The sequence below is a fragment of the Bacillus sp. GS3m_15504 genome, assembly GCF_055825275.1.
Genome location: NZ_JBVVNL010000002.1, coordinates 179399 through 201847 on the forward strand (window position 1 = coordinate 179399; position 22449 = coordinate 201847).

General features: G+C 31.8%; 19 protein-coding genes and 5 pseudogenes. 13 read left to right on the plus strand and 11 right to left on the minus strand.

Going from position 1 to position 22449, the window contains the following annotated elements:
* Window positions 1–88 precede the first annotated feature (88 nt).
* From AC0L0O_RS20315 to AC0L0O_RS20325, 3 genes are all read left to right on the plus strand, one after another.
* Window positions 89–1486 (plus strand): bifunctional metallophosphatase/5'-nucleotidase, encoded by a 1398-nt coding sequence (locus AC0L0O_RS20315; RefSeq protein ID WP_473785989.1) that lies wholly within the window; start codon window positions 89–91, stop codon window positions 1484–1486.
* 328 nt (window positions 1487–1814) lie between these two features.
* Complete coding sequence (locus tag AC0L0O_RS20320) at window positions 1815–2573, plus strand: ParB N-terminal domain-containing protein (protein WP_000459097.1); 759 nt, start codon at window positions 1815–1817, stop codon at window positions 2571–2573.
* Between the two features lie 217 nt (window positions 2574–2790).
* Complete coding sequence (locus AC0L0O_RS20325) at window positions 2791–3456, plus strand: HAD hydrolase-like protein (RefSeq protein WP_000202387.1); 666 nt, start codon at window positions 2791–2793, stop codon at window positions 3454–3456.
* A 470-nt stretch (window positions 3457–3926) separates the two neighbouring features.
* Here the strand turns inward: AC0L0O_RS20325 and AC0L0O_RS20330 are convergent, their stop codons facing one another.
* Window positions 3927–4814 carry a hypothetical protein gene (locus tag AC0L0O_RS20330; protein ID WP_264459918.1) on the minus strand — a complete coding sequence of 296 codons (888 nt, stop codon included), beginning with the start codon at window positions 4812–4814 and terminating at the stop codon, window positions 3927–3929.
* Between the two features lie 228 nt (window positions 4815–5042).
* On the opposite strand from AC0L0O_RS20330, the gene AC0L0O_RS20335 reads away from it, so the two are divergent.
* From AC0L0O_RS20335 to AC0L0O_RS20355, 5 genes and pseudogenes are all read left to right on the plus strand, one after another.
* Window positions 5043–5390 carry a hypothetical protein gene (locus AC0L0O_RS20335; protein ID WP_050427010.1) on the plus strand — a complete coding sequence of 116 codons (348 nt, stop codon included), beginning with the start codon at window positions 5043–5045 and terminating at the stop codon, window positions 5388–5390.
* A gap of 618 nt (window positions 5391–6008) precedes the next feature.
* Window positions 6009–6314 carry a hypothetical protein gene (locus AC0L0O_RS20340; RefSeq protein ID WP_000426377.1) on the plus strand — a complete coding sequence of 102 codons (306 nt, stop codon included), beginning with the start codon at window positions 6009–6011 and terminating at the stop codon, window positions 6312–6314.
* A gap of 340 nt (window positions 6315–6654) precedes the next feature.
* Window positions 6655–6789 (plus strand): hypothetical protein, encoded by a 135-nt coding sequence (locus AC0L0O_RS20345; protein ID WP_000155823.1) that lies wholly within the window; start codon window positions 6655–6657, stop codon window positions 6787–6789.
* A gap of 51 nt (window positions 6790–6840) precedes the next feature.
* Window positions 6841–6912 (plus strand): annotated as a pseudogene (locus AC0L0O_RS20350) (fascin domain-containing protein); the annotation flags it as partial.
* A 1551-nt stretch (window positions 6913–8463) separates the two neighbouring features.
* Window positions 8464–8799: a hypothetical protein gene (locus AC0L0O_RS20355; RefSeq protein WP_264459919.1), complete on the plus strand. Its 336-nt coding sequence runs from the start codon at window positions 8464–8466 to the stop codon at window positions 8797–8799.
* A 659-nt stretch (window positions 8800–9458) separates the two neighbouring features.
* Here AC0L0O_RS20355 and tnpB read toward each other — a convergent pair.
* The 10 genes and pseudogenes from tnpB to AC0L0O_RS20405 form a co-directional block, all read right to left on the minus strand.
* Window positions 9459–10580, minus strand: a pseudogene (gene tnpB, locus AC0L0O_RS20360) (IS200/IS605 family element RNA-guided endonuclease TnpB).
* 239 nt (window positions 10581–10819) lie between these two features.
* A complete protein-coding gene (locus AC0L0O_RS20365) occupies window positions 10820–10981 on the minus strand; it encodes a hypothetical protein (RefSeq protein WP_000724100.1) in 162 nt (53 codons plus the stop codon).
* Window positions 10981–12096: a response regulator aspartate phosphatase gene (locus tag AC0L0O_RS20370; RefSeq protein WP_473785990.1), complete on the minus strand. Its 1116-nt coding sequence runs from the start codon at window positions 12094–12096 to the stop codon at window positions 10981–10983. Before AC0L0O_RS20370 ends, AC0L0O_RS20365 begins: the two co-directional genes overlap by 1 nt.
* A gap of 510 nt (window positions 12097–12606) precedes the next feature.
* A complete protein-coding gene (locus AC0L0O_RS20375; RefSeq protein WP_473785991.1) occupies window positions 12607–13734 on the minus strand; it encodes a Ger(x)C family spore germination protein in 1128 nt (375 codons plus the stop codon).
* Window positions 13731–14834: a GerAB/ArcD/ProY family transporter gene (locus AC0L0O_RS20380; RefSeq protein WP_473785992.1), complete on the minus strand. Its 1104-nt coding sequence runs from the start codon at window positions 14832–14834 to the stop codon at window positions 13731–13733. The genes AC0L0O_RS20375 and AC0L0O_RS20380 overlap by 4 nt, the downstream gene beginning before the upstream one ends.
* On the minus strand, window positions 14821–15387 hold the full coding sequence (locus AC0L0O_RS20385) for a spore germination protein (RefSeq protein WP_473786121.1): 567 nt from the start codon (window positions 15385–15387) through the stop codon (window positions 14821–14823). The genes AC0L0O_RS20380 and AC0L0O_RS20385 overlap by 14 nt, the downstream gene beginning before the upstream one ends.
* Entirely contained in the window at window positions 15371–15757 is a 387-nt protein-coding gene (locus AC0L0O_RS20390; protein ID WP_473786122.1) for a spore germination protein, read from the minus strand. The genes AC0L0O_RS20385 and AC0L0O_RS20390 overlap by 17 nt, the downstream gene beginning before the upstream one ends.
* A pseudogene (locus AC0L0O_RS20395) lies at window positions 15753–17036 on the minus strand (phosphatidylinositol-specific phospholipase C); the annotation flags it as partial. The gene AC0L0O_RS20390 and the pseudogene AC0L0O_RS20395, both read right to left, overlap by 5 nt.
* A gap of 409 nt (window positions 17037–17445) precedes the next feature.
* Window positions 17446–18015 carry a methyltransferase gene (locus AC0L0O_RS20400; RefSeq protein WP_336590030.1) on the minus strand — a complete coding sequence of 190 codons (570 nt, stop codon included), beginning with the start codon at window positions 18013–18015 and terminating at the stop codon, window positions 17446–17448.
* A 503-nt stretch (window positions 18016–18518) separates the two neighbouring features.
* A pseudogene (locus AC0L0O_RS20405) lies at window positions 18519–18746 on the minus strand (LacI family DNA-binding transcriptional regulator); the annotation flags it as partial.
* A 6-nt stretch (window positions 18747–18752) separates the two neighbouring features.
* On the opposite strand from AC0L0O_RS20405, the pseudogene AC0L0O_RS20410 reads away from it, so the two are divergent.
* The 5 genes and pseudogenes from AC0L0O_RS20410 to AC0L0O_RS20430 form a co-directional block, all read left to right on the plus strand.
* Window positions 18753–19417 (plus strand): annotated as a pseudogene (locus AC0L0O_RS20410) (S-layer homology domain-containing protein); the annotation flags it as partial.
* Between the two features lie 631 nt (window positions 19418–20048).
* Window positions 20049–20636, plus strand: a complete 588-nt coding sequence (locus AC0L0O_RS20415) for a TetR/AcrR family transcriptional regulator (RefSeq protein ID WP_048530307.1) — start codon at window positions 20049–20051, stop codon at window positions 20634–20636.
* Between the two features lie 17 nt (window positions 20637–20653).
* Window positions 20654–21289 (plus strand): HXXEE domain-containing protein, encoded by a 636-nt coding sequence (locus AC0L0O_RS20420; protein WP_240676341.1) that lies wholly within the window; start codon window positions 20654–20656, stop codon window positions 21287–21289.
* A 521-nt stretch (window positions 21290–21810) separates the two neighbouring features.
* Window positions 21811–21999 carry an exosporium leader peptide-containing protein gene (locus AC0L0O_RS20425; RefSeq protein ID WP_473785993.1) on the plus strand — a complete coding sequence of 63 codons (189 nt, stop codon included), beginning with the start codon at window positions 21811–21813 and terminating at the stop codon, window positions 21997–21999.
* Complete coding sequence (locus tag AC0L0O_RS20430) at window positions 21992–22426, plus strand: hypothetical protein (RefSeq protein WP_473785994.1); 435 nt, start codon at window positions 21992–21994, stop codon at window positions 22424–22426. Before AC0L0O_RS20425 ends, AC0L0O_RS20430 begins: the two co-directional genes overlap by 8 nt.
* Window positions 22427–22449 lie beyond the last annotated feature (23 nt).

Here is a 22449-nt window from a genome sequence, read left to right on the forward strand (position 1 = left end):
TTTGATGGAGAAATATTAACAGGAATTGCGTCAATTTTTTGGCGCAATTTTAAATTCTTATGTGAGATAGATTGTGGGGGCAATTATTATGAATGTGAAAATATCACTTTTGCATACAAATGATTTACATTCAAATTTTAATGAGTGGATTAAACTAGCAAGCATAATTAAAAAGCAACGATTAGAGTTAGAGAGTAAAGGGAATAGTGTTATTCTCATTGATGGTGGGGATCATTTTGATGTAAGTGTCCCTGAATGCGCAACTACTCAAGGCAGACTGAATATACAGATGCTAAATGAGCTGAAATTTGATGTTTTAGGAGTAGGGAATAATGAACTTGCAAGGTTTTCGCCTAAACATTTGAGTGAACTTATTACAGTAAGTTATGCACCTTGGCTTTTAGCAAACGTATTACATCAAAATGGAAACCAAATTGGAAATACAAAATCGAATCATATCATTAAAACTAAAGAAGGTATAAAAATAGGCTTTATTGGAATAACAGATCAGTTGGGTACGCTATATGAAGATTCTTTTGGATATAAAAATAAAGATACCAGTAAGATAGTAAAAAACTTAAGCAATGAATTGCGTAAAGAAGGCGTTAATATAGTAATTCTTGTATCACATTGTGGTTTTGACCAAGATATTACGCTTGCGAATGAATTAAATGAATTTGTAGATGTAATCATAGGGGCACATAGCCATACCATTTTGCATCAGCCAGAGATAATAGAAGGGGTTATTATTGTTCAAGCTGGCAGCCATGGTGATTATCTTGGTGAATTAACATTAGAATACAATCCGCTAACAAAAAAGATTGTTAGTTATGATGCCATTCTACATGAAAATGAACTATTAGTACAAAAAGATAAAAACCAAGAGAAAATATTATTCAAAGGAAAAGAAGAAACTGAAGCATTTCTATATAAAGAAGTTCTTTTCTTAGAGAAAGCATTACAGCATCAAGAATTGGTATCTTGGCTTGCTAAGGTTATGAAAGATTATTATAAAGCTGAAATAGGTTTAATGATTGGGGCAGCTGCGAAAGAAGGATTACCTGTAGGTAGAATTTCTATTAGAGATATATATAATGTATGTGCTTCTTTAATTTGTACTGCGCATCTTGAAATGAAAGGAAGCCAAATAATTGGTCTTTTACAAGAACGATTAGATCCTAAAATAACTACAAGAGTCGTTGGGGGTTATGGCTTTAGACCAAGAGGAATACAAATTGGGAAAATCGAGTTTAGCGGCGTGACATGGGAAGAACTAGATGGGCGTATCTTTAATATAAAGGTGAATGGTACTAATATTGATAAAAATAGATGGTATAAGATCGGAACGGGTGAGCATTTACATATCGTAAAAGCTTGCGGATATCCTTCTTTAGTAGGGACAAGGGTAATTGAAGTTAATGATTTTTTATATGTAAGGGATGTACTAATTACTTCCTTATTGGAAAATGTAAAAGTAGTAAATTAGCATTTCTACAACTTTGTATACGTGATTTAAACTGAATATTATTTTTATTTTAAGTTTTGAATTTGCAATTTTATATTATGTAGGTTCACCACCAAAACTCGGGGTCACTATTACATGACAAACTTACCTTCAAAAAGAAATAGTATTTTTAGCATTTTAAGATTAAAAATGTAATTTTTGATGATGGAGCATACTCTACAAATAATGTCAGCCCCAGCTTATGGTGAAGAGCCATTATGTATTAAATACTTCAAAGTATTTTGTATTATGCAAATTAAATTAGTTATTTAGCCAAGACCTTAATATTTAAAGGGGATGTGTAATTGTTATGTTTGATGAAGCGCTATCTAAATTAAATTTGATTAAAACATCACAACTTAGGTATCATGAAAAAAGAGAAGAAAATAGATTAAATAAGTTAATGGATAGATTACAACAATCAAAAATTTTAAAAAACCCTCCTATCGCACTACAATTAAACAAAGAAGTATATTTAATTATTGATGGTGCTCATAGGGTCTCAGCATTAGAAAAAATGGGATGCGAGTATATTCCTGTACAAGTTGTAGATGTTGAAGATTTACAACTTGATTTATGGAATCACGAAATACCTATTGGAAAATGGTTCGATAAAATTAAGAGTAATAAAAACCTATTATTTACAGAAAATGAATTAGAAAAAAGAATGATTTGTAAAATCAATTATTCAAATGGGGAAAAACTATATGTATATTCACACTATGAAGAAGAATTTTTTTATAACTGGGATTATATTGTAAGTTGTTATACTAATGAATTTAATGTTAATCGTCTGGCTAGTTGGAATACAGAGGTTAGTAATTTAAGTAATGTTATTTTTCAATTTGAATCACTTACGCTATCTCAAATAACTCAGATTGTGATTAATGGGGGAGTTTTACCAGCAGGGGTAACTCGTTTTAATATTAAGGGGCGTCTTTTAAATTTGGAAATTCCTCTTTCATTATTATTTGATGAGCAAATAGATTCAGGTAAGTGGAGTGAATTAACGAGTGTTTGGGCAAGAAGTCTAAGGTATTATGAAAATTCAGTTTTTGTTCATGAGTAACTTAGTGAATATGATAAGACTTGTAGACAGTATAGTCTACAAGTTTTTTTCTGAATTCTTATATCTTTTCTTTAATATCCTGAATTTTAAAGAAGAGAATATTAAATGTTAATTTAGTTATAAACTAACAATTTGAATTAACATTCTAATATTGTTAGTTTTAAGAGTATTGTTAGGAATACAGTGCTGTAATTTATTAAAGGAGGTTGAAAATAAGGTGACATCATTAATTTTTGATATGGACGGAACATTATTTCAAACAGATAAAATATTAGAGTTATCTCTTGAAGATACCTTTAATTATTTAAGGGAGCTGCATTTATGGGATGCGGAGACGCCACTTCAAATGTATCGTAATATTATGGGAGCGCCATTACCTGTTGTATGGGAAACTTTATTACCTAACCAATCAGATAGTATTCGATTTTCAGCTAATGAATATTTCCATGATAGACTTATAGAAAATATTAATGCGGGTAGGGGAGCATTGTATCCAAATGTGATTGAACTTTTTAATTATTTAAAACAAAATAATTGTAATATATTTATCGCAAGTAACGGACAAATTGAGTACCTAAAATCAATTATAGATTTTTATCATTTAGATCAATGGGTTACAGAAACATTTAGTATCCAACAGATAAAATCTCAAAATAAAAGTGATTTAGTAAAAGAAATAATGAGTAAGTATGATATAAAAATAGGTGCTGTAATTGGTGATCGCTTATCAGACGTTCAAGCTGCTAAAAGTAATGGGCTTTATGCAATAGGATGTGATTTTGACTTTGCAAAACTGGAGGAGTTGGTACAAGCTGATACTATTATTAGTAATTTTGTAGAATTGGAGGAATTTCTAAATTCTTCTAGGTTAGTATGTTTTTAATAATTCACGTACAACTGGGATTTTGAATTTCCCACCACATATCCCCTTTACACGGATATGTTTGCTCATCCTCTCGAAAGGGAGAAATAACAAAAAGGCGTTGTAAAAAGCCTTATAACTAAAAGGAGGGAGTTACTTTTAAACATTTGCATTTCAAAACATACACAATTATAGTGACATATTTTAAATATGGTTAAGTTTTATTTTTCCAATGCAAAAACCTAGATTTTTTCTTGTTTGAGCTTTCCCTACGAACACATTATATTTTTTCATTTTATATACACTCGATAAGATTAGTGCCACTCCAAATCATAAAAAGGTAGTAAAGTAAGTAGCCGGTTCCGTAAAGTACAGGGAACCGGCTGAAATGTGTCCAAATTGTGTTCAAACATACTATTTTCTTAAAATGATATGTTAACCCCTACTAGGTCTATTAGCTTTAAAAAATCTTGAGAATTTTAATCTATTGTTTAAGGAGTAAAAGTTTGTTCCATAAACATGTTCACGTAATATGGTACAATAGCTCCTGCTTGTTGAGCATCTGCTGCATGGTTTGCTACTAGAGTAATATATTTAGTAGGAAAAGCTGAAGGTAGAGGATCTACTTTATCATAGTCATATGTATCATGAATTCCAATATATACTTTCCAAGAACTTTTTCCAGGTTGTTTTTCTGCCATCCAATCATATGAAAATTTACCGACTGTTAAATAAAAATCTAATCCTGAATTTCCAATACTAGTTGCAGCACTTTTACCCATACCGCCAATTACATTTCCACCCTGACTATTTGTCTTTTTAATTTGTTGAGCCATTTCTATTGAGATCTGTGTATAGATTTTTGTTAAGGAGAACGCATTAGATAAAGAACTACCTACAGGGTACTCTCTATCACTAGGGTTATCTTGTAAAGAATGCTTTAAAAAGTTACCAGCGGTTGGACAATCTAATGTTCCCATAACAATTGCTAATGCATTGAATTCAGATCGATACCATGATTTGGAATTTAATGCAGCTCGTTGTATAGGTGCCATATTAGACTGTGTGTTATTTACAGAATTTAAAGATGATTCTTGATTCATAATATTATAGTTTTCAGCAGCACTAGCTTGAGATTTTTTTAGTTTATCACCTATTGCTTTAGCTTCATCACCATATACGACTTTACTAGAACCTGTTTCTACAGGCTCAGTAACTTTAAAAGTCTGAGATTTGCCATCCCAAGGACTCTTAATAGTTGATCCTTCTGATACTACATGGTTTGTATCATTAGGTTCGGCGGCAAATGAAGTCATAGGACTGAGTGATACCGACATAAGTAAAGCAGCAATTGAAGTTGTTCTTAAAATTTTTTTCAATTATTATACACCCCTTGTTTTATGTTTAATATATACTATAAATATACTAATAAGACATTTATAGGAAATATCAACTCCTTTATATTAACATATCAAGATATTGATTTGCAAATGTTTTCTGAAATATGATAATCTTAATGCAGTTCTTAAAAATAGTAGAGAGGATAAATACTAAAAGGAGGATAGAAAATTGTGAAAAATAATTTTTTAAAATTAATTGGTAAAATAATGATAATAGTTATATTGTGTTTCGTAGTTACTTTTTCTATCGTTCAAATTATTTTCATTTGGGGTGTTGCTACAGGATTAGGAAGAGATGATGTAGTTGGATTTTCTAATAATAAATATGTTATTGGCCGCCCACCAGTAAGTTATAACCTCTATGAAAAAAATAGCGGAGAAACTATATTAGATAATGTTATAGGGTATAAAACGGGGAAAGTTAAAAGTTATATTAAAAATGATATAGAATACGTAGTAATAGATGAGAAGAAGGGGGATTATGTGAAAAATAAATTAGGAGATGCTTCTAAAGAAGACATGGAGCAGCTGAAAAAAATACAGGAATTGGAGTAAGAGAGTATCATTTAGTTATAAGCAAATAATAGCTTTTGCAAGTTTCCTGTTTTTCAGCATATTGCTTACTTGTAGATTCTCAATACCAATTACTATATAAATATTGTCTCACTGCTTATATTTTTTCTTTTAAAGAAAATTTAGGCATAAAAAACTGTACCCCCGATTCTTAGACTGTTGAAGTGAACTCTAAAAGTTAGACACGAATGCTAGGCAACTTTCTGGGCATGAGTCCGGTATTGAACGAGGGCACTGAAAAACTTGCATTTTTTATAAATAAATTCATTTTAGAGAAAAATAAGGCGCTTCTTGTTCAATTTTGAACAGGAAACGCCCTGTTTTTTTGCCTATTTATTACTCTTCTTAATTCAGAAGATTCAAGATTTTTTTAGATTGATAGGGAATATCGGCGTTGTTCCCTGAATTTGCATGCTAAATAAACCCACAGTCGATGCTTGATCGTACCCGTATTTATGTTTTCACTCACTATTTTTTTCTTGGATTTTTATGATATATCTAAAATGAAATGAGAACAAAAAAATTAAAAGAATGGTTCTCCTATATCCGGGAATACTCCTTAAGGAAGACTGACCAAAACGTTAAGGAGTTGTACACTATATGGAAAATGCAATTGGAATTGTATATGATGGGCAATTTTATCAACTTTTACTTCATAAAAAACCAACTGTTTTTAAAGAAAATATCAGACCTATGGAAGCGCGCATACCACTACCTTTGATTTTCTCAGATGATCAAAATGGACAGATTGTAAATGTAGCTTATGTTTCTAATAAGCCTGAGGTGGTAGGGAATACCGTAGCATTATCAAGTGAAATGTTAGAGATTTTATATGGAAACAGTACAGAAGAGCCATGCTCCTTCTTACCAGGTACTGTGGGTGGGTCAACCAACGTTCGTCCTTAATATAAAGAACTATTGATTAAATTAAACTGCACGAGAAGGAGGCGAAATCTACATGAAACCATTATGATTATGCAGATGTTTTTTTAGTAACGTATAATGAATTAACCAATATTATTAGATTAAGGCTGCTTTTGTACATTTAGTCGAAATCTCAAAAATCTATATGACAACAGCCTTAATTTAATATTGTTCCATTTTTTGTTTGATTAAGTAGAGTGCGTTGCAAATACGATTCAAGAGTTTATTTTTTCTCAGTTAATATGAGATAGAATAGTTTCTAAATCAATTTTCAAAATCTTATTATCAATATATTATTAAAACGTTATAAAGGGGATGGAGAATGACAATTAGTATTAAGCAAACTGGACCTACTTGTGGAATTTATGCAATGTTAATTGGTTTATACAATCTAAACAAGATTAAGAGTGTTATTAAGAAACAGACGGATGATGTAGTTTGTAATTTATCATTTTAGCCAAGAATACTCCTTCCTCAAGGAGCGTGAAGGGTCACAGCCCAGTGAGGAGGTGGTAGAGAATTAACTGCTAATAGTTATGTAGCTGGAAGTTGGGAAAGATTTGTTATTGTGTATTTCTAAATTCTGAAGTGTTTTATATGTAAATAATAATGAATGGTTTAGTTCATATACATGCTAAATAAAGAGTTAAGTACTTAATACAAGTGTATATTAAGGTGTAAAAAGGATTGCAAGTAATTGTCAGTCCTTTTTGTATATTAAATAAGTAATTACAGAGGATGTAATCAGAAGAAAAAGAACCCTATTGGGTTCTTTTTCAAGGCATATTAACAGTAAGGAGAATCATGAAATGCTACTTCAAATCTTTATTAGGGGAAAGATTTTGAAAAAGCTTAACATACATCTATTTTTACATAAATGTAAGATATAGTGAATTGATAATCTTTATACTCACTATTACTAATATTCAATTAAGATAGTTAACACTGTATGTAGAGTGTTAACTAATGTTTAGTGTAGTATACATTTAGAAATCTAGTATTAGATTACAATTATCAAATAAGCTAATCGATTTATCATTTCAAATTCTCACTAACATTTAAACGATTTTAATTGAAATGGGGTGTGTATTAACTCTTATAAGCCAATGAAAGTAAATAAAATAAACAAAGAGCCTGTAAAAAATACAGGGCCGGATACAGGGTTAAGGGAACACATAGTTTCTTAAAAACATAATAGCATATATTTTTTGTATAGCTATATGAGGATTTTGACAAAATTAAGAACAAGACAGAAAATCTTTGAGAAGGCAAATATAGTGATGGAAACATGATTTGGAAGTGAACTATTGCATGTTAATATAGATGAATACTCTTGAGAACCGTGATCAAAATGTCTTTAAATAAGAGGTGTAGGTTAGTGAAATAGTTGAAACTTCCTGAAAAAGAAAAATGTTTTTTAAATTAAAAGAAGAAAAGACACCTTTTGAGTGTCTTTTCTTTTGGGGTACAGCTCACATATTGCTGAATTAGATATGAAACCATAATTCAACTATAAAATAAACAACTTAAGAAATTTTAACATAATCTGAACTAAAAAAATATGTAATAGTGCATCTTTAGTTTTCAATTGCTGTATTGGATATAGAACAACAATATAAATAAAAAGGGCATGCAGTCGTATCTGCCGCCCCTTTAGGAGGAATTCAAGACACCGATAGGACACGTATTGGTAAAAAGGCTCAAAAATAGTATATGTAAAAAGAAAAAGTCCTATTCCAAAAGTGGGATGAGCTGTATCTTTTTTACTTATTCAAAAATCAAATACCGTTCTTTTCAAAAGTAGTACAGCAAACATTTCGGAATGGAATCAGAAAAAGTATACCTGAAAATGGCAGACAACAATTTTGTCGCCTGCCAGTGCCAATGGACAGAATGAGTTAGTCAATTACTATAAATTTACTACCCCATTACCAGAAGAGTGAAGCCGCTAGTTCAAACGGCTTAAACCTAGTTTGCCTAAGAAAGAAAAAATTATGAGTGGAAATTTTGTTTGCTCTATATGAAAAGATAATGAGATATTCATCAGACAAGGGTAATACAGCATACCTTGAATAGGGTGTAGGAACGAATTAAGGAAAAGAATGTGATTAAGGAAGGGACTGAATCAGGAGTGGGAATTTCGGACAGGATTTGGAGAGCCGTGGTTGCCTTGGGCATTGCGAGTAATATCGTTGCTTGTATAATGGCAGTATACATTCAAAAATATGAGCTAATGATAAACTACCTTACAAATATTTTATTTTTACTAATTATAGCGATAACGTATATTAAGATGAAAATTAACAAGTGGGTGGCGTTAGGATTTACGTTAGTTGTAATGGAAAAAGGTATTAAGGCAGGTTATGACTTCTATATACATGATTACTATGGTGTCAGTTGGAGTTTAGCTATCATTGTCTATTGCATATACGAGATGAAAAATTATTATGTTGAAACAAATAAATAACCGCAAAAAATAAGGGTTAGTAAGTGGAATTCTTGTTAAAGTATACAATTTTTTTAACAATGATATTACGGTCCTATTTTTTACTTCAATAGAAAAAAAGACGCCATAAGGCGCCCCAAAATTGGGTAAACGAGGTTTTAGTTTTCCAATCTAAAGAAATTATGTATCAGCTCACAATGAGAGTATATCATAATATGTAATCAAAAAAATATGTATTATTACATATATGAATTTAACAAAAGTAAGATGGGAGTAAATCAAAATAATATAAAAAAGACACTACAAGAGTGTCTTTTTTGAGAAAATACTCTATAATCAACTTTGGGGAAGGTAATGTTAGAGTATATATTTAGCATTATCTTTATATTTGATAAACCATGAAATCAAAAGATTTTGTGGTTTGTTTTTTGAACAATAGCTATTACAGTATTGGCAGTGAGCTATTGATCATTATAAGCATTAGGAGAGAAGGGATTAAAAGTCTAACATCGAATAACGGTTCCGGAATATACTGTTGCGAAATGATCTCCCATATCCCAAACGGTACTTGCTTGTATATAACCCTTAAAGCCTTCTGAAGAATATTGAACTACCCCTACTTTCACTTCGTTTAGAAGAGGGGGATTCCTAAGTAAAGAGTTCTATCGAACTCTAATTGATTAGGCTAACCCCGCAGTCCTTGCGGTTAGAAGCCTTATTGCTTCATTCTTTATATTGATACTTGCGTTAATATCCCTATCATGGTGTGTACGACAAGAAGGACAGTCCCATTTACGTAGGTTTAGATTTTTAACGTCTTTGTTTTGATATCCACAACAAGAACATAATTGGCTAGAAGCAAATGTTTTCGATACGACAATGACTTGTTTGCCATACCATTTTGCTTTATATTCCAACATGGTTCGAAACTGTGACCAAGATACTTCACTAATTGCTTTTGCTAACTTACGATTTTTTAACATATTCGATACTTGCAAATCCTCTATACCGATAACATCGTGGCTTTTGATGATTTCAGTTGAGATTTTGTCTAAGTAATCTTTTCTAGCATTTCATATGTATTCATGAATTCTAGCTACTTTTACTCGTTGTTTATTCCAACGAGAAGATCCTTTCATTCTTCTAGAAAGGATACGCTGTGCTTTCACCAACTTATCTTCTAATGATCGGAAAAACTTCGGATTTTCATAGGGTGTTCCATCTGATAAAATAGCGAAATCTTTGAGTCCTACATCTATTCCAATGTAAGAATGTGTTTTCGGAAGTTCTTGTACTTCTGTTTCAACTAATAGTGACACAAAATATCTACCAGAAGGGTTCCGTCTAACTGTAGCATTTACAATACGTCCCGTTATTTCACGACTTTTGGCAAATCGAACAAGACCTAGTTTTGGCAATTTTATTTTGTTTCCTACAACGGCAATGTTTTCATTTGTTTGTTTGGTGATATAAGATTGTACGTTATTCTTCTTGGATTTAAAACGCGGGGCACTATTTTGTTTTTAAAAAAATCGTGTATACGCATCCGCAAGGTTGCGAACAGACGATTGAATCGCAATACTATCCACTTCTTTGAGCCAAACAAACTCTTTCTTCATGGCAGGAAGTTTGGCAGAGCATGTACCATATGTTAAACCTTTTCCAGTTTCTTTATATGCGTGATCCCATAGGGATAGGAAATGATTGAATACAAAGCGAGAACAACCTATCGTTTTATTAATTAGAATTGCTTGTGCTTGATTTGGATAGATACGAAACTTAAAGGCTTTATTAATTATCATTTGATCACCTCCATATCGGTATATATCTATTATGCGTCGAACATATATTCGGTAGATAGAGAAGTAACACTTTCTGTATGTCGAACAATTAAGATGACTTCCTGCCATCCCTTGTTCGAAGACAATTCATCTCCCATCTACTCACTTCGCGTTTCTTGAGGAAGGATTCTTCTTGGCTAAAATGATAAATTTTGATATGTAAAGCCCCTCCGAATGGAGGGGCTTTACATACACTTATATTAAGTTTGTTGCGGTGCACCACCATGATCGCCAACACTATATGTGGGAGCAGGGTAATGTCCATGAGTAGCAAACTGATCCGCTTTAGAAAATTGAGATATCCCTATTGTTAGAACCCCAATACAAGCAATACCTGATAATAATAGGCTGATTTTTTTCATTATTTTAACACTCCTTTTTCAATTGATTTTCGTCTTGCTTGGTAACAAATATGGAAATAATCACTTACCTTTTGATGGTTCTCTAATTGTCTACATTTTGTGGCAAATAATTCAGCGTATTCGACAACATATTCCCATAATTCTTCTTGCTCAAAGTATAAGATTCCTTCTTGAATGATCTTTTCTAATTCTTCCAGTGGAATATTTTCATTTAATCTTTTTAAAATAGAGAAGTGGTGTGTGTATTCTTCGTTATGAATTCCTCTGCAGATCTGTAATCCCCTATCAATGAGTTTGCTAGCTGCGGATTGTTCTCCTAATTTATAATGTTCCTTAGCCTGTAGGAAGATAGCTTTGAAGTGTGTAGGGATTTTTTCTGTTGCTTCTGAAAGGTGACGAATAGCTAACGTAGACATACTTTGATCAGAATACAGCCACCCCATAGTACTTTTTACGTATAACAAGGAATCTTCTTCCTTATTCTTCTGTAGTAATTCAATTGCACAATGTAGATATTCTTCTGCTTGTTCGTACTGCTTTAAATAGATACAGCAGCCACCCAGCAAACTATTACAAAAGGCTGTTTTTACTTCATAACCTTCATACTTCGAAAAGATTGCTCTCGATTTATTTGCGTATTCGATAGCAGCGAGCATGTTATAGGTATGATGATAAAAAGTAGCAATTCTATAGTAAAATTCAGCATGTTCAATCTCATCTGGAATGTTTACTAGTATCTTTTCTGCCAGTTTATAATGTTCCTCTGCCTCAGTAAAACTTGATATAAAAGTGGAATGAATGGATTTAAAAAAGTGATAATAGAAGCGTAGAAAATGGTCTGTAGGCATATCGTAATCACTAATAGCATCAAAACTATTTTGTTGAATACCGAGGCTATCTGTTAAGACTGTGTAACGAAATTCAAGTAGTGAGTAATATAGTAACAAATTTTGATCCTGACGTTCTTGATTTGACTCAATGCTTAACTTAGTAATTTTTTCATCAATTTTCTTTTTTAGATTAGTAGCTTTTACAACCTGTTGAGATAGCATAGATTGATACCAGTCGTTCAATAGAGAGGTTAATTGTTCATTTCCCGTTACTGAAACACTCACTATATACTCCCCCATCCTATAGAAATATCTTAATCCTATATAATTGTAACTATCATAGCAAAATAGAAGAGAAAATGGAGGTATTTTACAATGTTTTTCAATAAAATTCATAAAAAATAATCAATTTGTGTCGAATATACTTAGTATTTAATACCTAAAATTAATTTAAAAAATGATTCTAAAAGCTATTTTTGCATAGAATCAGTAGTTGGTGAATTTATCACCATTGGAGAAAGTAAACCAGAGGTTCAATATATAAGCAAGAGCTTTAGTAGAGTAGCTACAAGAAGGGGATAGTTATAAAATTGTTAAAGCACAGTATAATTATTAAATTTTTCACCTTGTTTCCTTTTCAAATAGGATAAGTAGAAGAAGATAGGAAGTTTTTCTTTGAGCTAAGCTTTTTGATAGGAAAAGATATTTTCATTAAAACAAAGCATTATTCTTTCAGAACAAAGGAATCACTAGAACAATATGTGATTCCTTTGATAAATGGTATTAAATGCCAGACTAATTTCTAATGGTCCCAGTATCTTTTATTTTGATGTGTGTCTTTACATTTATTTTAGCCTCTGCTAAAACATGCAACCAATCTCCTTTTACTTTTTTCCACTCTTTATATTGAAAAGCTCTAGCATATAGGGATAATCCAATTGGATCAATTTTATTCTGCTGTACTTCATTCAATATACTTTGTAAATTATTGTTAATTTCTTTTTGGATAGCACTTTTTAAATTATTTATATTTTTTTTATTATCATAGTGGCCCTTAATTAAATTCGCATTGGTTTTTTCTATTAAAGCTACATTAGCATATATATTGAAATTGAATACAAATTTTCCGTTTTGAAAATTAACATCTACGTTTCTTTTCGCGTTCTGTATGAAGATAGAAGTGTTTGTTTTTTTGTTAAATTTTTTAGGGGGAAGCGAAAGGTGTAGTATCATTCGGCCGTTACTTTTTGGTTTATTTATAAGATTGAAAAATTTAACATCTTTTTTAGGAATATGAGTTAAATATCTCCCTCGGCGATTTAAAAATGCAATTCCTACTGTGTCGATTTCATTTTTTGTTTTTTTGATAATTGGAACAGTTTGCGTCATGCCTTCTTCATTTTGTTCTCTCATTAATTGTTGAATTGTAGAAGAGACGGATTGGTTATTTTGAATTGAGGATTCGATTACACCATTTATATAAGATGAAAGTGATGGTTTATTAGGCTTATGAATTTTAAAAATTTCTTCTGCAGGTCCATCTACAAGTACTACTTTAGCATTAATGGTAGCGTAAGGATCACGATAAGAGGAATCAAGCTCCTGCAACCAATTTGCTTCTTGCGCTAATTTTTTCCCAATTAAAATGATTTCAGCTTTGGAAGCTGTCATAAAGCCAGTTAACTTCGTATCTATTTTACTGAATCCAGTATATACAGTAGATGCTTGTGTCCAATGTTCTATAGTGCTTTTTGGCTGTTTATGATGAAAAAGTGGTATGCTTGTTCCAACTTTTATGTCTCCATTAGGGGTCCTATCCAAGCCGATTAACAGGATTAATGAAACCTTCTCAAGAGGAATTCTCTGACTACAACCAATTAAATATACACAACAAATTACAATCCATATCCATTTTCGAATCAAAGTTGTTTCCTCCTAGTAATCCAAGTAAAAAGAATACTGTAAGCGAAAAATAAGATTGGTAATAGAATAAAGAAAACGACATTTAAGATATCCATAAGAGAATATATAAACAAATATTGATCCACATCGGGATTTAGGAAAATAAATAGGCCAACTATAAATAATATAAAAGTAAGCAGCGCCCAATTGCGGGCGTTTTTTTGAAGTGAAATGGTCACAGTTTCAAAACTGAAAAATAAATACGGATATATCGTAGTGGAAAATACAATTAAATAGTAAGCGATATATATAATTTCTAATCGTTCCATAAAAGAAAAACGAACCCCTTTTAACAGATGAAATACTGGCCAGATTACGTCTTTTATCCCCTCCGGACTAAAGTATATATAAGAAAGAATAGTCACATATAGATAAAAAAACATGGTTCCAGTATTCGCAATTAGTAGTCCTTTTATGGCTTTTTGTTTTTTTTGTAAGAACGGGTATATATAATATGCAAGTTCTAAGCCAGCATAAGGAGTAATGGTTTCTTTGGTTGCCTTTAGAATAGGGTATAATCCATCTTTAAAAATAGGTAATAGGTGTAAAGGGTTGTAGTTAGTCTTTAGTGAAAAAAGAAGAAATAGTGGCATCCAAGTAGTGAAGAAGAAAACAAGCATAGAATAACTAGTAAGAGCCCTTAACCCACTCAGGGCCAAAATAATAAATGGTAATAGTAATAATATGGTGATTTGATAAGCAGGAGTGGAAGGGAATATCCACACTTTTACAATATCAGTTGCCTTTAATAAAGTATTAAAGCCAGCAAAAAATAGATAAAAGGCATATAAAAGAAAAAGAATAGTCCCTATCCATTTACCAAAGTACGTTTTTAGGATTTTTGAGAAATTTTTGTTGGGATTTTTTTGTAACATTAATACAATAAATACGCCGATTATAGAAGTAGTTATCCAACCAAGAATGATAGAAATCCAGCCATCTGTGCCAGCCGTAGTAGCAAGTGGGCTTGGCATGATTAACATACCTGATGCAAGTTGCAGTGAATGAATGAAAATAATAAATTCGAATAAAGTTATGTTTTGGAATTTAAGATTCCCCATGCGAACCACCTTCTTTTTTCTTTTTTTGTTTCGGCTGTCCTGTACTCGAGCGGGTGGTGATCATAGAAATAGGAAATCTTACAAAAGAATCTTTTAATTCTTGAAGCCGAAATGGCGCGATTGGCAATCCGTATGGTGAACCATAGGAGGTAAGTGAAACAAAATGAGCGAATAAGAGCATTAATCCACTAACGATACCTACAATCCCATAAAAGTATGCCAATAACATCATTGGAAAACGAATAAGGCGTATAGAACTTGATAAATCATAATTAGAAACAATAAATGATGCAATGGCTGTAATAGATACGATAATAACCATAACGTTACTCACAAGACCTGCTTGAACAGCCGCCTGTCCAATTACAATCCCTCCAACAATTCCTATGGTTTGTCCAATGGGTTGCGGTAAGCGAATACCAGCTTCACGTAGCATTTCTAGTGTGATTTCCATTATAAAAGCTTCTAATAAGGGAGAGAAAGGGACTTTGACTCTAGACGTTGCAATAGAAGTGTATAAATCTATAGGAATGATTTCAAAGTGAAAAGACACTATAGCGATATAAAATGCCGGTAAAAAAATAGCTATAATAAATCCTGCAAATCGTAATAAGCGAAAAAATGAAGCAATGATTGTTCCAATGAATATTATAATCATCTGGAGTTTGAAAGAATCCAATTAAATTCATTGGAACAATCATTGCACCAGGGGATCTATCCATTAACACTGCTACTTTTCCATCGAGTATATGATTTGAAATAGCATCTGGGCGTTCGCTTAAATAAGCCTGTGGAAAAGGAGTCCAATTTTGATCTTTTGTATAATTAGAAAGTTCTCCAATACTCAATACCGCATCCGTTTTAATTCTACAGATTCTAGTTTCTATTTCTTGGACTACATCTGCGTTTGCTACATCTAGAATCGGTACCTAAGGAAACATCAATCATTACATTGAAAGCGATAGTAGAAGGATGATCTTTCTCTGAAGGCTCAATAACCCATTTTAATTCTTTAGTTCCTACAGGTAAATTATCAATTTTAAAGTTTTGACTAGAACGATTTTGTTGTCCAGATAAAGGACTAGATTCGGATGGGGTTTGCGAAATTAATATCTCTTTTTCATTCGAATGTACACCATTTAATTTAATGATACTATCAATTAAACCTGGACCAGGAAAATCAGCTGCGATAATACCAGAATGTCTAATTCCACCTTGTTGTAAGAGTTCGGTCCCAAGTGTATTCATCCCACCATAATATACTTGCCCATTTCTATCGCGGGGGAAATCACTCCACGCATTAGTGTCATTCGTTTGAATTAACTTAGGGCTACTATCAGTATTTCTATTTTCTTTTCCGCTTGCAACAAACCAAGGATATACATTATTTAAAAATGAGGCTGCACCACCTGTACCACTAAAATGGTTAAGATATATTTTTCCATTATTAAAGTTAGTATTTGCACTTTGTAGATGAGTTTTTATCGCATTCCATTTTTCATATATTTCGTCTGGTCCGCTTCCAATTTCAAATTTATCTTGTATATTCAAACTATCGTAATCAATACCGTACAATTGAGAGGATGTAAAGTTTTGTAAGACTACAATTTTACCTCGGATATCTCCTAAAGTAGGGTTGTTTCTGTCTATAGCTGGTACGGAATTAGGATCCCAAAAATATGAAGCATTAACGTTTTTATATTTTAAAAATATTTCCTCAAATGATGGAGATCCAATTTCAGGTGTAGTTTCTTCTTTTAAGCGCATTAAAATTGTTTCAGTTGGATAATTTTTTAAAAATTGAATTGCATCTTTTAATACATCTTCAAACACTGCTTTTTGATTTACAATGCCATGGTACATTGCAAAAGAATCTTTTACACGTTTAACGCGCATATCTACATATCGAATTCCAGAATTTAATTGTTGGGGTAAACTCATAGTTTGATTTCTTGTCAAATTTTCATCAAGAAAACTTGCACCATGTAAAGCCATTGTGCCATGAGTTCCTGGAATAGATATTTCACTTAATTTTGTTGAATCTGCTACTTCTGACATCCACGATGAGTTTTGATAAACTAGATTGGGTTCATAGGAATAACCTGGATGACTATCAGCTAAAATAGTTGATGGTGTACCTAAACTTGCTAGTGTAAAACAAGTGAGGATGCTAATTTTAAAGGAATTTTTTATTTTGTTCATTTTATCTCTCCTGACCTTTACATAATAGCTATAATAAGATGGTTTTTGACTATATTTATTGTTTTCTATTCCTAATGTAATGAATTTTTGTAATTGAAAAAGGGGTAATGAGCTAACTTGAGATATTATAAATTTACTGTAATGAATTGTATCTAATAGCCAAACGGATTCTTAAAGAATAGTAGCATAAAAAGGTGAAAAATAAGCTTTTTGCTGTATTGTATACAAACAAAACAGAAGCCTTAAAAAGACTTCTATTTTGTGACATATTATGAATGATAAGGTGGTTAATAAATTAAGATAATGTGAGTGAGCGGTAAAAATCTATTTATAGCTGTTTCAGGAATTTCTTATAACAAGGCTATTCAGGAAAAGTGGTCCCTACAATGCTAATAAAAATTAAAACATACTATTCATTAAAACTTAGACTAACTACGGTTGCGATAGATTGGGCTGCATGTTCCCAGCTTCCATCTATAACTTTACCAATCTGCTGCCCAAGTGTATTTAAATCATTTGGATTAACTGGAATTCCATTATACGCAGCAAGAATTGATAAAAGTGGAGCAGCAAATGGTGTCCAACCACCTCTATCAATATTAAATACAGGCTTATCTACTACTTTTCCATCTTGCACAGTAAACTCATAATAAAATTGATCATCTGGACGGAAACTTAAATGATGAGAAATTTGTCCCTTAACAAATTTTTTTCCTCCACCTAGATTTACTACTTCTATTTCTTTTACATTAAATTCATGCTCAAATACTTTTATTTTTTTGACTTCTGGACCATTTAAGGCAGCATTAACAGCTGTTTCTAAATTATTTTGTGCTAATGGTTGAATAGTCATTTGTGCCTCTTTTTGTTGGATAGGAGCCTCTTTTTCTGCAGCAAACACTGATGTAGTAGGTAGTGCGCCTGTAGCTAATGTAGCTGCAAGTGCTGTTGTCATTATGATTTTTCTTTTCATCTTCATAGTTTTTCTCCCTCTCTTAAAGTTTTGATATATAATCTTTTAAAGACTGACATTGTGCAATATTTTATTTCATAATGCACAAAAAAATGGTTTAAGAATTATGTCAGAGAATTAAAATTAATTATATATGTATTTAAGATGATATATATCTACACATATTTTTTCAATTTTTAGACAAATGTAATGGTAATGACTTCTTAAGAGTCAATTTTGTACCTTGTTTATCTATAGAAATCTTATAAATAAACTAATTTTATAGTGAATGTAATATATTTGATATCAAATTTCTTACATAATGCTATAAAATTTCACAATTTTTTATTTTAAAGAATGGAGCAATAGGGATTCTAATTGCAAGGGATACGGGAATAGCCTAATCAATTAGAGTTTGAAAGAATTCTATTCTTAGGATTCCCTCACTTCTAAATGAAGTGAAAGAGGGGGTAGTTCAAGATAATGAGAAAGAATCAAAGATATGATGTATTGAAAGAAAAGAGAAAAGAGCGTAATAATTTTCCGAAAAAGGAATGATCTATATTGGGAATTGATAGTGCAATGGTTTGTGTCTTATTTATCCTAAGATTCCTAGCAATAGAGCTAGGAGTATAGTTGAATTCGTTCATTATTTTTATTATTTTCTCACGTTTTTCTGAATTTACATAAGGATGATTATTTAGAACTCTTGAAACGGTAGCATTTGATACATTACATAATTTAGCTATTTCATTAATTTAGTACCTTTACTATTTGAGGATGAAAAAGGGAATTATATGGCATTTAAACTTCACAATGATGGTACTGTGAAAGAAATGATACATTGGAACTCTGGCAGCTCAGCGGCGAAGTTAAGTGAGCCTGAGAGATTTAAAGACGTAGATGAAAATCATCCATATGCTAAGTTTATCGATCCTTTACATCAATACGAGGTATTACAAGCAAATAAGGAGGAGAATTTCACTCCAGAAACTTTTCTTACACGAGCAGAATTTGCATATTGGTTATCTCAAATTGCTTACTTTACACCACCTTCAAAAAAGAACCAGTGTTTTCTGATGTGAAAAATCATCCGTATGCACCACATATTCAAAAGTTATCTGAATTTGGTATTTTATATGAAAAAGAAGGGGAACAATTCCCTCCAGACCGTGCAATTACTAGACAGGAAGCAGCATGGATTACCTGGCAGTATTTAAGAATGTTAGGGGCGCCATCTGCAGATGTAACTTTAAAGGGAGAAACTGATGATTGGGCAATAGAATCCGTGAAAAACATTGTAGGTCATCGCTTAGTAGGGCCTGAGGTTCTATATAATGAAGATGGATTAGCAGATTATCTATCAAAACAAAGTATGAAACGACAAGATGCAGCTGCATTGTTATTTTACGTTTTGTTATCTAGTTAATTTGTATTGAGGTAAATTTAACAAAAAGAAAAAAATCTAAAGAGCTTGCAATAATACACAGAAAAAGATTAGTCTTCGACCAATGATTTATCGTAACAAACAGGGAGGGATTAGTTATAACCATACTCCAAATCTTAAGTAGAGCTGTTATTAGAAGGATTTCTTAAGTGTTTTGTAATGTAAGGATCTCCTTTCAGGGGAGCTTTTTTTATTTTATTATTAATAATTTCATGTACCGTAATTATTAATAATAAAATAAAAATCTACAACAAGGGGATTCTATCCAAGTTAGGTAAGGCTAGGTCACAGTAATACATTAGTTACCAACAAATAGGATACATAAAAAATTGTATTTAACTTTTTTCCTAGAAAAGAAAAAAGTTAATTTATATAAATGTTTACACAACAGCTCAATTATAAAAATTACCGACCGCTCACATCGTTGAGGGACTGGAAAACAACAAAGACGTTCTTAAATGTATGTAAAAACTTTAATAACAAAGATAAAAAAGAATAGGTAATCGGATATGTCGAAAGGATTAAATTGATATTAAAAATTGAAGGTGATACCATAAAATTAAACAATGTTTAAAACGTTGTTTAATTGATAAATTTTAGAGGAGGAGATAAGTTGAGGGGAAACGAAAACATATCAACGAAAGAAAAGATTTTAAATACAACATTGGAGTTAATTAAAGACGAAGGATTCGAAAGTGTAACAATAAGAAAAATTGCAGCATTGTCAGATACAAATATCGCGCTTGTAAATTACCATTTTGGCTCAAAAAAGAAGTTGATTAGCGAAACAATTAAAGTCCTATTAATTAGCTTTCAAGGCACTTTTTCTATTTTAGATGATATTAAAGTGCCAGCGAAAGAAAGATTAAAAATATTTTTACTTGATTATGTACTAGTAATTCGGCAATACCCTGAGTTAGTTAGGAAAATTATTGCAATGGGAACTACAGTACTTACATCTCAATACGAATATGGAGATTTCTTGAAGAGGCTCGGTTTTAGTAAAGTGAAGGATATTTTGAATGAAATAACAAATGAAACGAATCAGGAAATTTTAATGATGATGACCGTGCAAATCTTCGGATCCATTTTTCTTCCAGCATTAATGATGCCAATTCTTGAATCAGGGGCAGATATAAGAATACTGCCTGTAGAAAAACAAATTGATTTCCTATTTGAACGCTATTTTTATAACAATTGAGATAGTGGGTGATAGAGATGATTAGTTTTTTTAGAAAGCACTGGTGTGATGTAGGGTTAGTTATGGCTATTATTGTCGTAGGTTGTTTAGTCGCGAATTTTGGAGAAATGGGAGAAATAAAAGTACTGTTAGCATTAAGTTTTGTAGCCATTTTAGTGCATCAATTTGAAGAGTATCGTTGGCCAGGTTATTTCGCTGGTCTGTTTAATGTAGTTATATTTAAAAGTGATATACCAGATCGTTATCCATTAAATACGCAATCCGCTATGGTAATAAATATTTTGATTGCGTATGTTTTTTATTTACTTCCGGTTTTCTTTCCAAGTATTATATGGCTTGGATTGGCACCTATTTTAATGGGATTTTTTCAATTCATATGGCATGGTATTTTTGCGAATATAAAAGCTAAAACAATATACAACCCAGGATTAGGTGCGGTAGTATTACTACATGTTCCGATTGGTTATGCATATATGAGATATGTTATTTTACACAATTTAGCTACAAATTCGGATTGGATATTAGGGCTAATCTATTTTCTAGTAGCCACCTATTTTTTAATTATAAAAGGAAATATGTTACTGAAAAGTAAAGAGACAATTCATTACTTTTCTAAAAAGCAATTAGGTCCGTACAATGATGCATTAAAGTGATTCAGAAGGGATTTTGGATGCAGAAGAAAGTACAAGTAGATTACAAAAGGTGCGTAGGCGCCTTTTTTTGAAGGAGATTTTTGTATTTTGGGGTATCGCTATATCGCAATCAACTTAAAAATTAATTGTTCACCAAAACGAAAAAAATGAGCCGAATTGTATAAATAACTGTAAAAGGGTCAAATTTTCGTTTTGGGATGTCATAAAATTCTTAAGTTGATGGGCATGTGGCGGTACTCCATATACCACCATTCTAAATCAATTATTTTACTACCTTATCCATAGTTCCTTTATATTTATTAAATTCATCATCTTTCATATCATCATTCATCTGTAAAAAGGATATTCCCTCCGTACATCCAATTAGGAAGATTTAGACCAAGCATAATAAATCCAGCTACAAGATTTTTTTCATATTTTGTAAAATAAAAAGGAGAAATTCCGCTTATGTGAAGATCATTTGTCTAGTAATGAGCATTTAATAATTATGGTAAGTACAAGCATCATAAGGAGATGTGTGCATGAATAAAGAAAATGAATTTTTGATTGGAGCAGCATTTGATTCGAACTCACTGGGTCCTACATTGCCACCTATCCCGGCATTTACATTGCCAACAGGCCCCACTGGTTCGACTGGGCCTACAGGGCCTAACAGGACCAACAGGCCCAACAGGAATTGGAAGTACTGTAGCTTATGGGGCATTGTATGATAGATCTAATACACTTCGTACAGCAAATGTAGGCCAAAAAGTAGTTTTCCAGAATCTTGGTCCATCTTTGGGAACAAATCTTGATTTATTAAATAATAGTATCCAAGTATTGAGTGGTGGAATATATGAAATTAATATGGATTTAACAGCAAGAGTCTTTAATCGTGATTTAACCCCTGTAAATACAGTTTTAAAATTTAGGTTATATATTAATGACATTACACCTGTTCAAGAAAGTGAATTTGAAGGTACGACATCTATAAGTACAGATGTCCCTGCAAACGTTTTGAATGCGTATACCATCGGGAAAACAGTATTAATTAGATTAAATGCAAATGACTCATTAAGTATTATAATTGATGTTGCACAAGGTGAAGTTTCTAGTTATGGAAATCCCTCTTTAGTGGTAACAAAAATTGCAGAGTAATATCGGGCGTTAGAGAAAAAATG

Bases quoted from the DNA above. Each gene is read 5' to 3' on its own strand.
- AC0L0O_RS20315 (WP_473785989.1), top strand. From the start codon at position 89: ATGAATGTGAAAATATCACTTTTGCATACAAATGATTTACATTCAAAT.
- AC0L0O_RS20320 (WP_000459097.1), top strand. From the start codon at position 1,815: ATGTTTGATGAAGCGCTATCTAAATTAAATTTGATTAAAACATCACAA.
- AC0L0O_RS20335 (WP_050427010.1), top strand. From the start codon at position 5,043: ATGATAATAGTTATATTGTGTTTCGTAGTTACTTTTTCTATCGTTCAA.
- AC0L0O_RS20340 (WP_000426377.1), top strand. From the start codon at position 6,009: ATGGAAAATGCAATTGGAATTGTATATGATGGGCAATTTTATCAACTT.
- AC0L0O_RS20345 (WP_000155823.1), top strand. From the start codon at position 6,655: ATGACAATTAGTATTAAGCAAACTGGACCTACTTGTGGAATTTATGCA.
- AC0L0O_RS20365 (WP_000724100.1), bottom strand. From the start codon at position 10,981: ATGAAAAAAATCAGCCTATTATTATCAGGTATTGCTTGTATTGGGGTT.
- AC0L0O_RS20380 (WP_473785992.1), bottom strand. From the start codon at position 14,834: ATGGGGAATCTTAAATTCCAAAACATAACTTTATTCGAATTTATTATT.
- AC0L0O_RS20400 (WP_336590030.1), bottom strand. From the start codon at position 18,015: ATGAAGATGAAAAGAAAAATCATAATGACAACAGCACTTGCAGCTACA.
- AC0L0O_RS20420 (WP_240676341.1), top strand. From the start codon at position 20,654: ATGATTAGTTTTTTTAGAAAGCACTGGTGTGATGTAGGGTTAGTTATG.
- AC0L0O_RS20425 (WP_473785993.1), top strand. From the start codon at position 21,811: ATGAATAAAGAAAATGAATTTTTGATTGGAGCAGCATTTGATTCGAAC.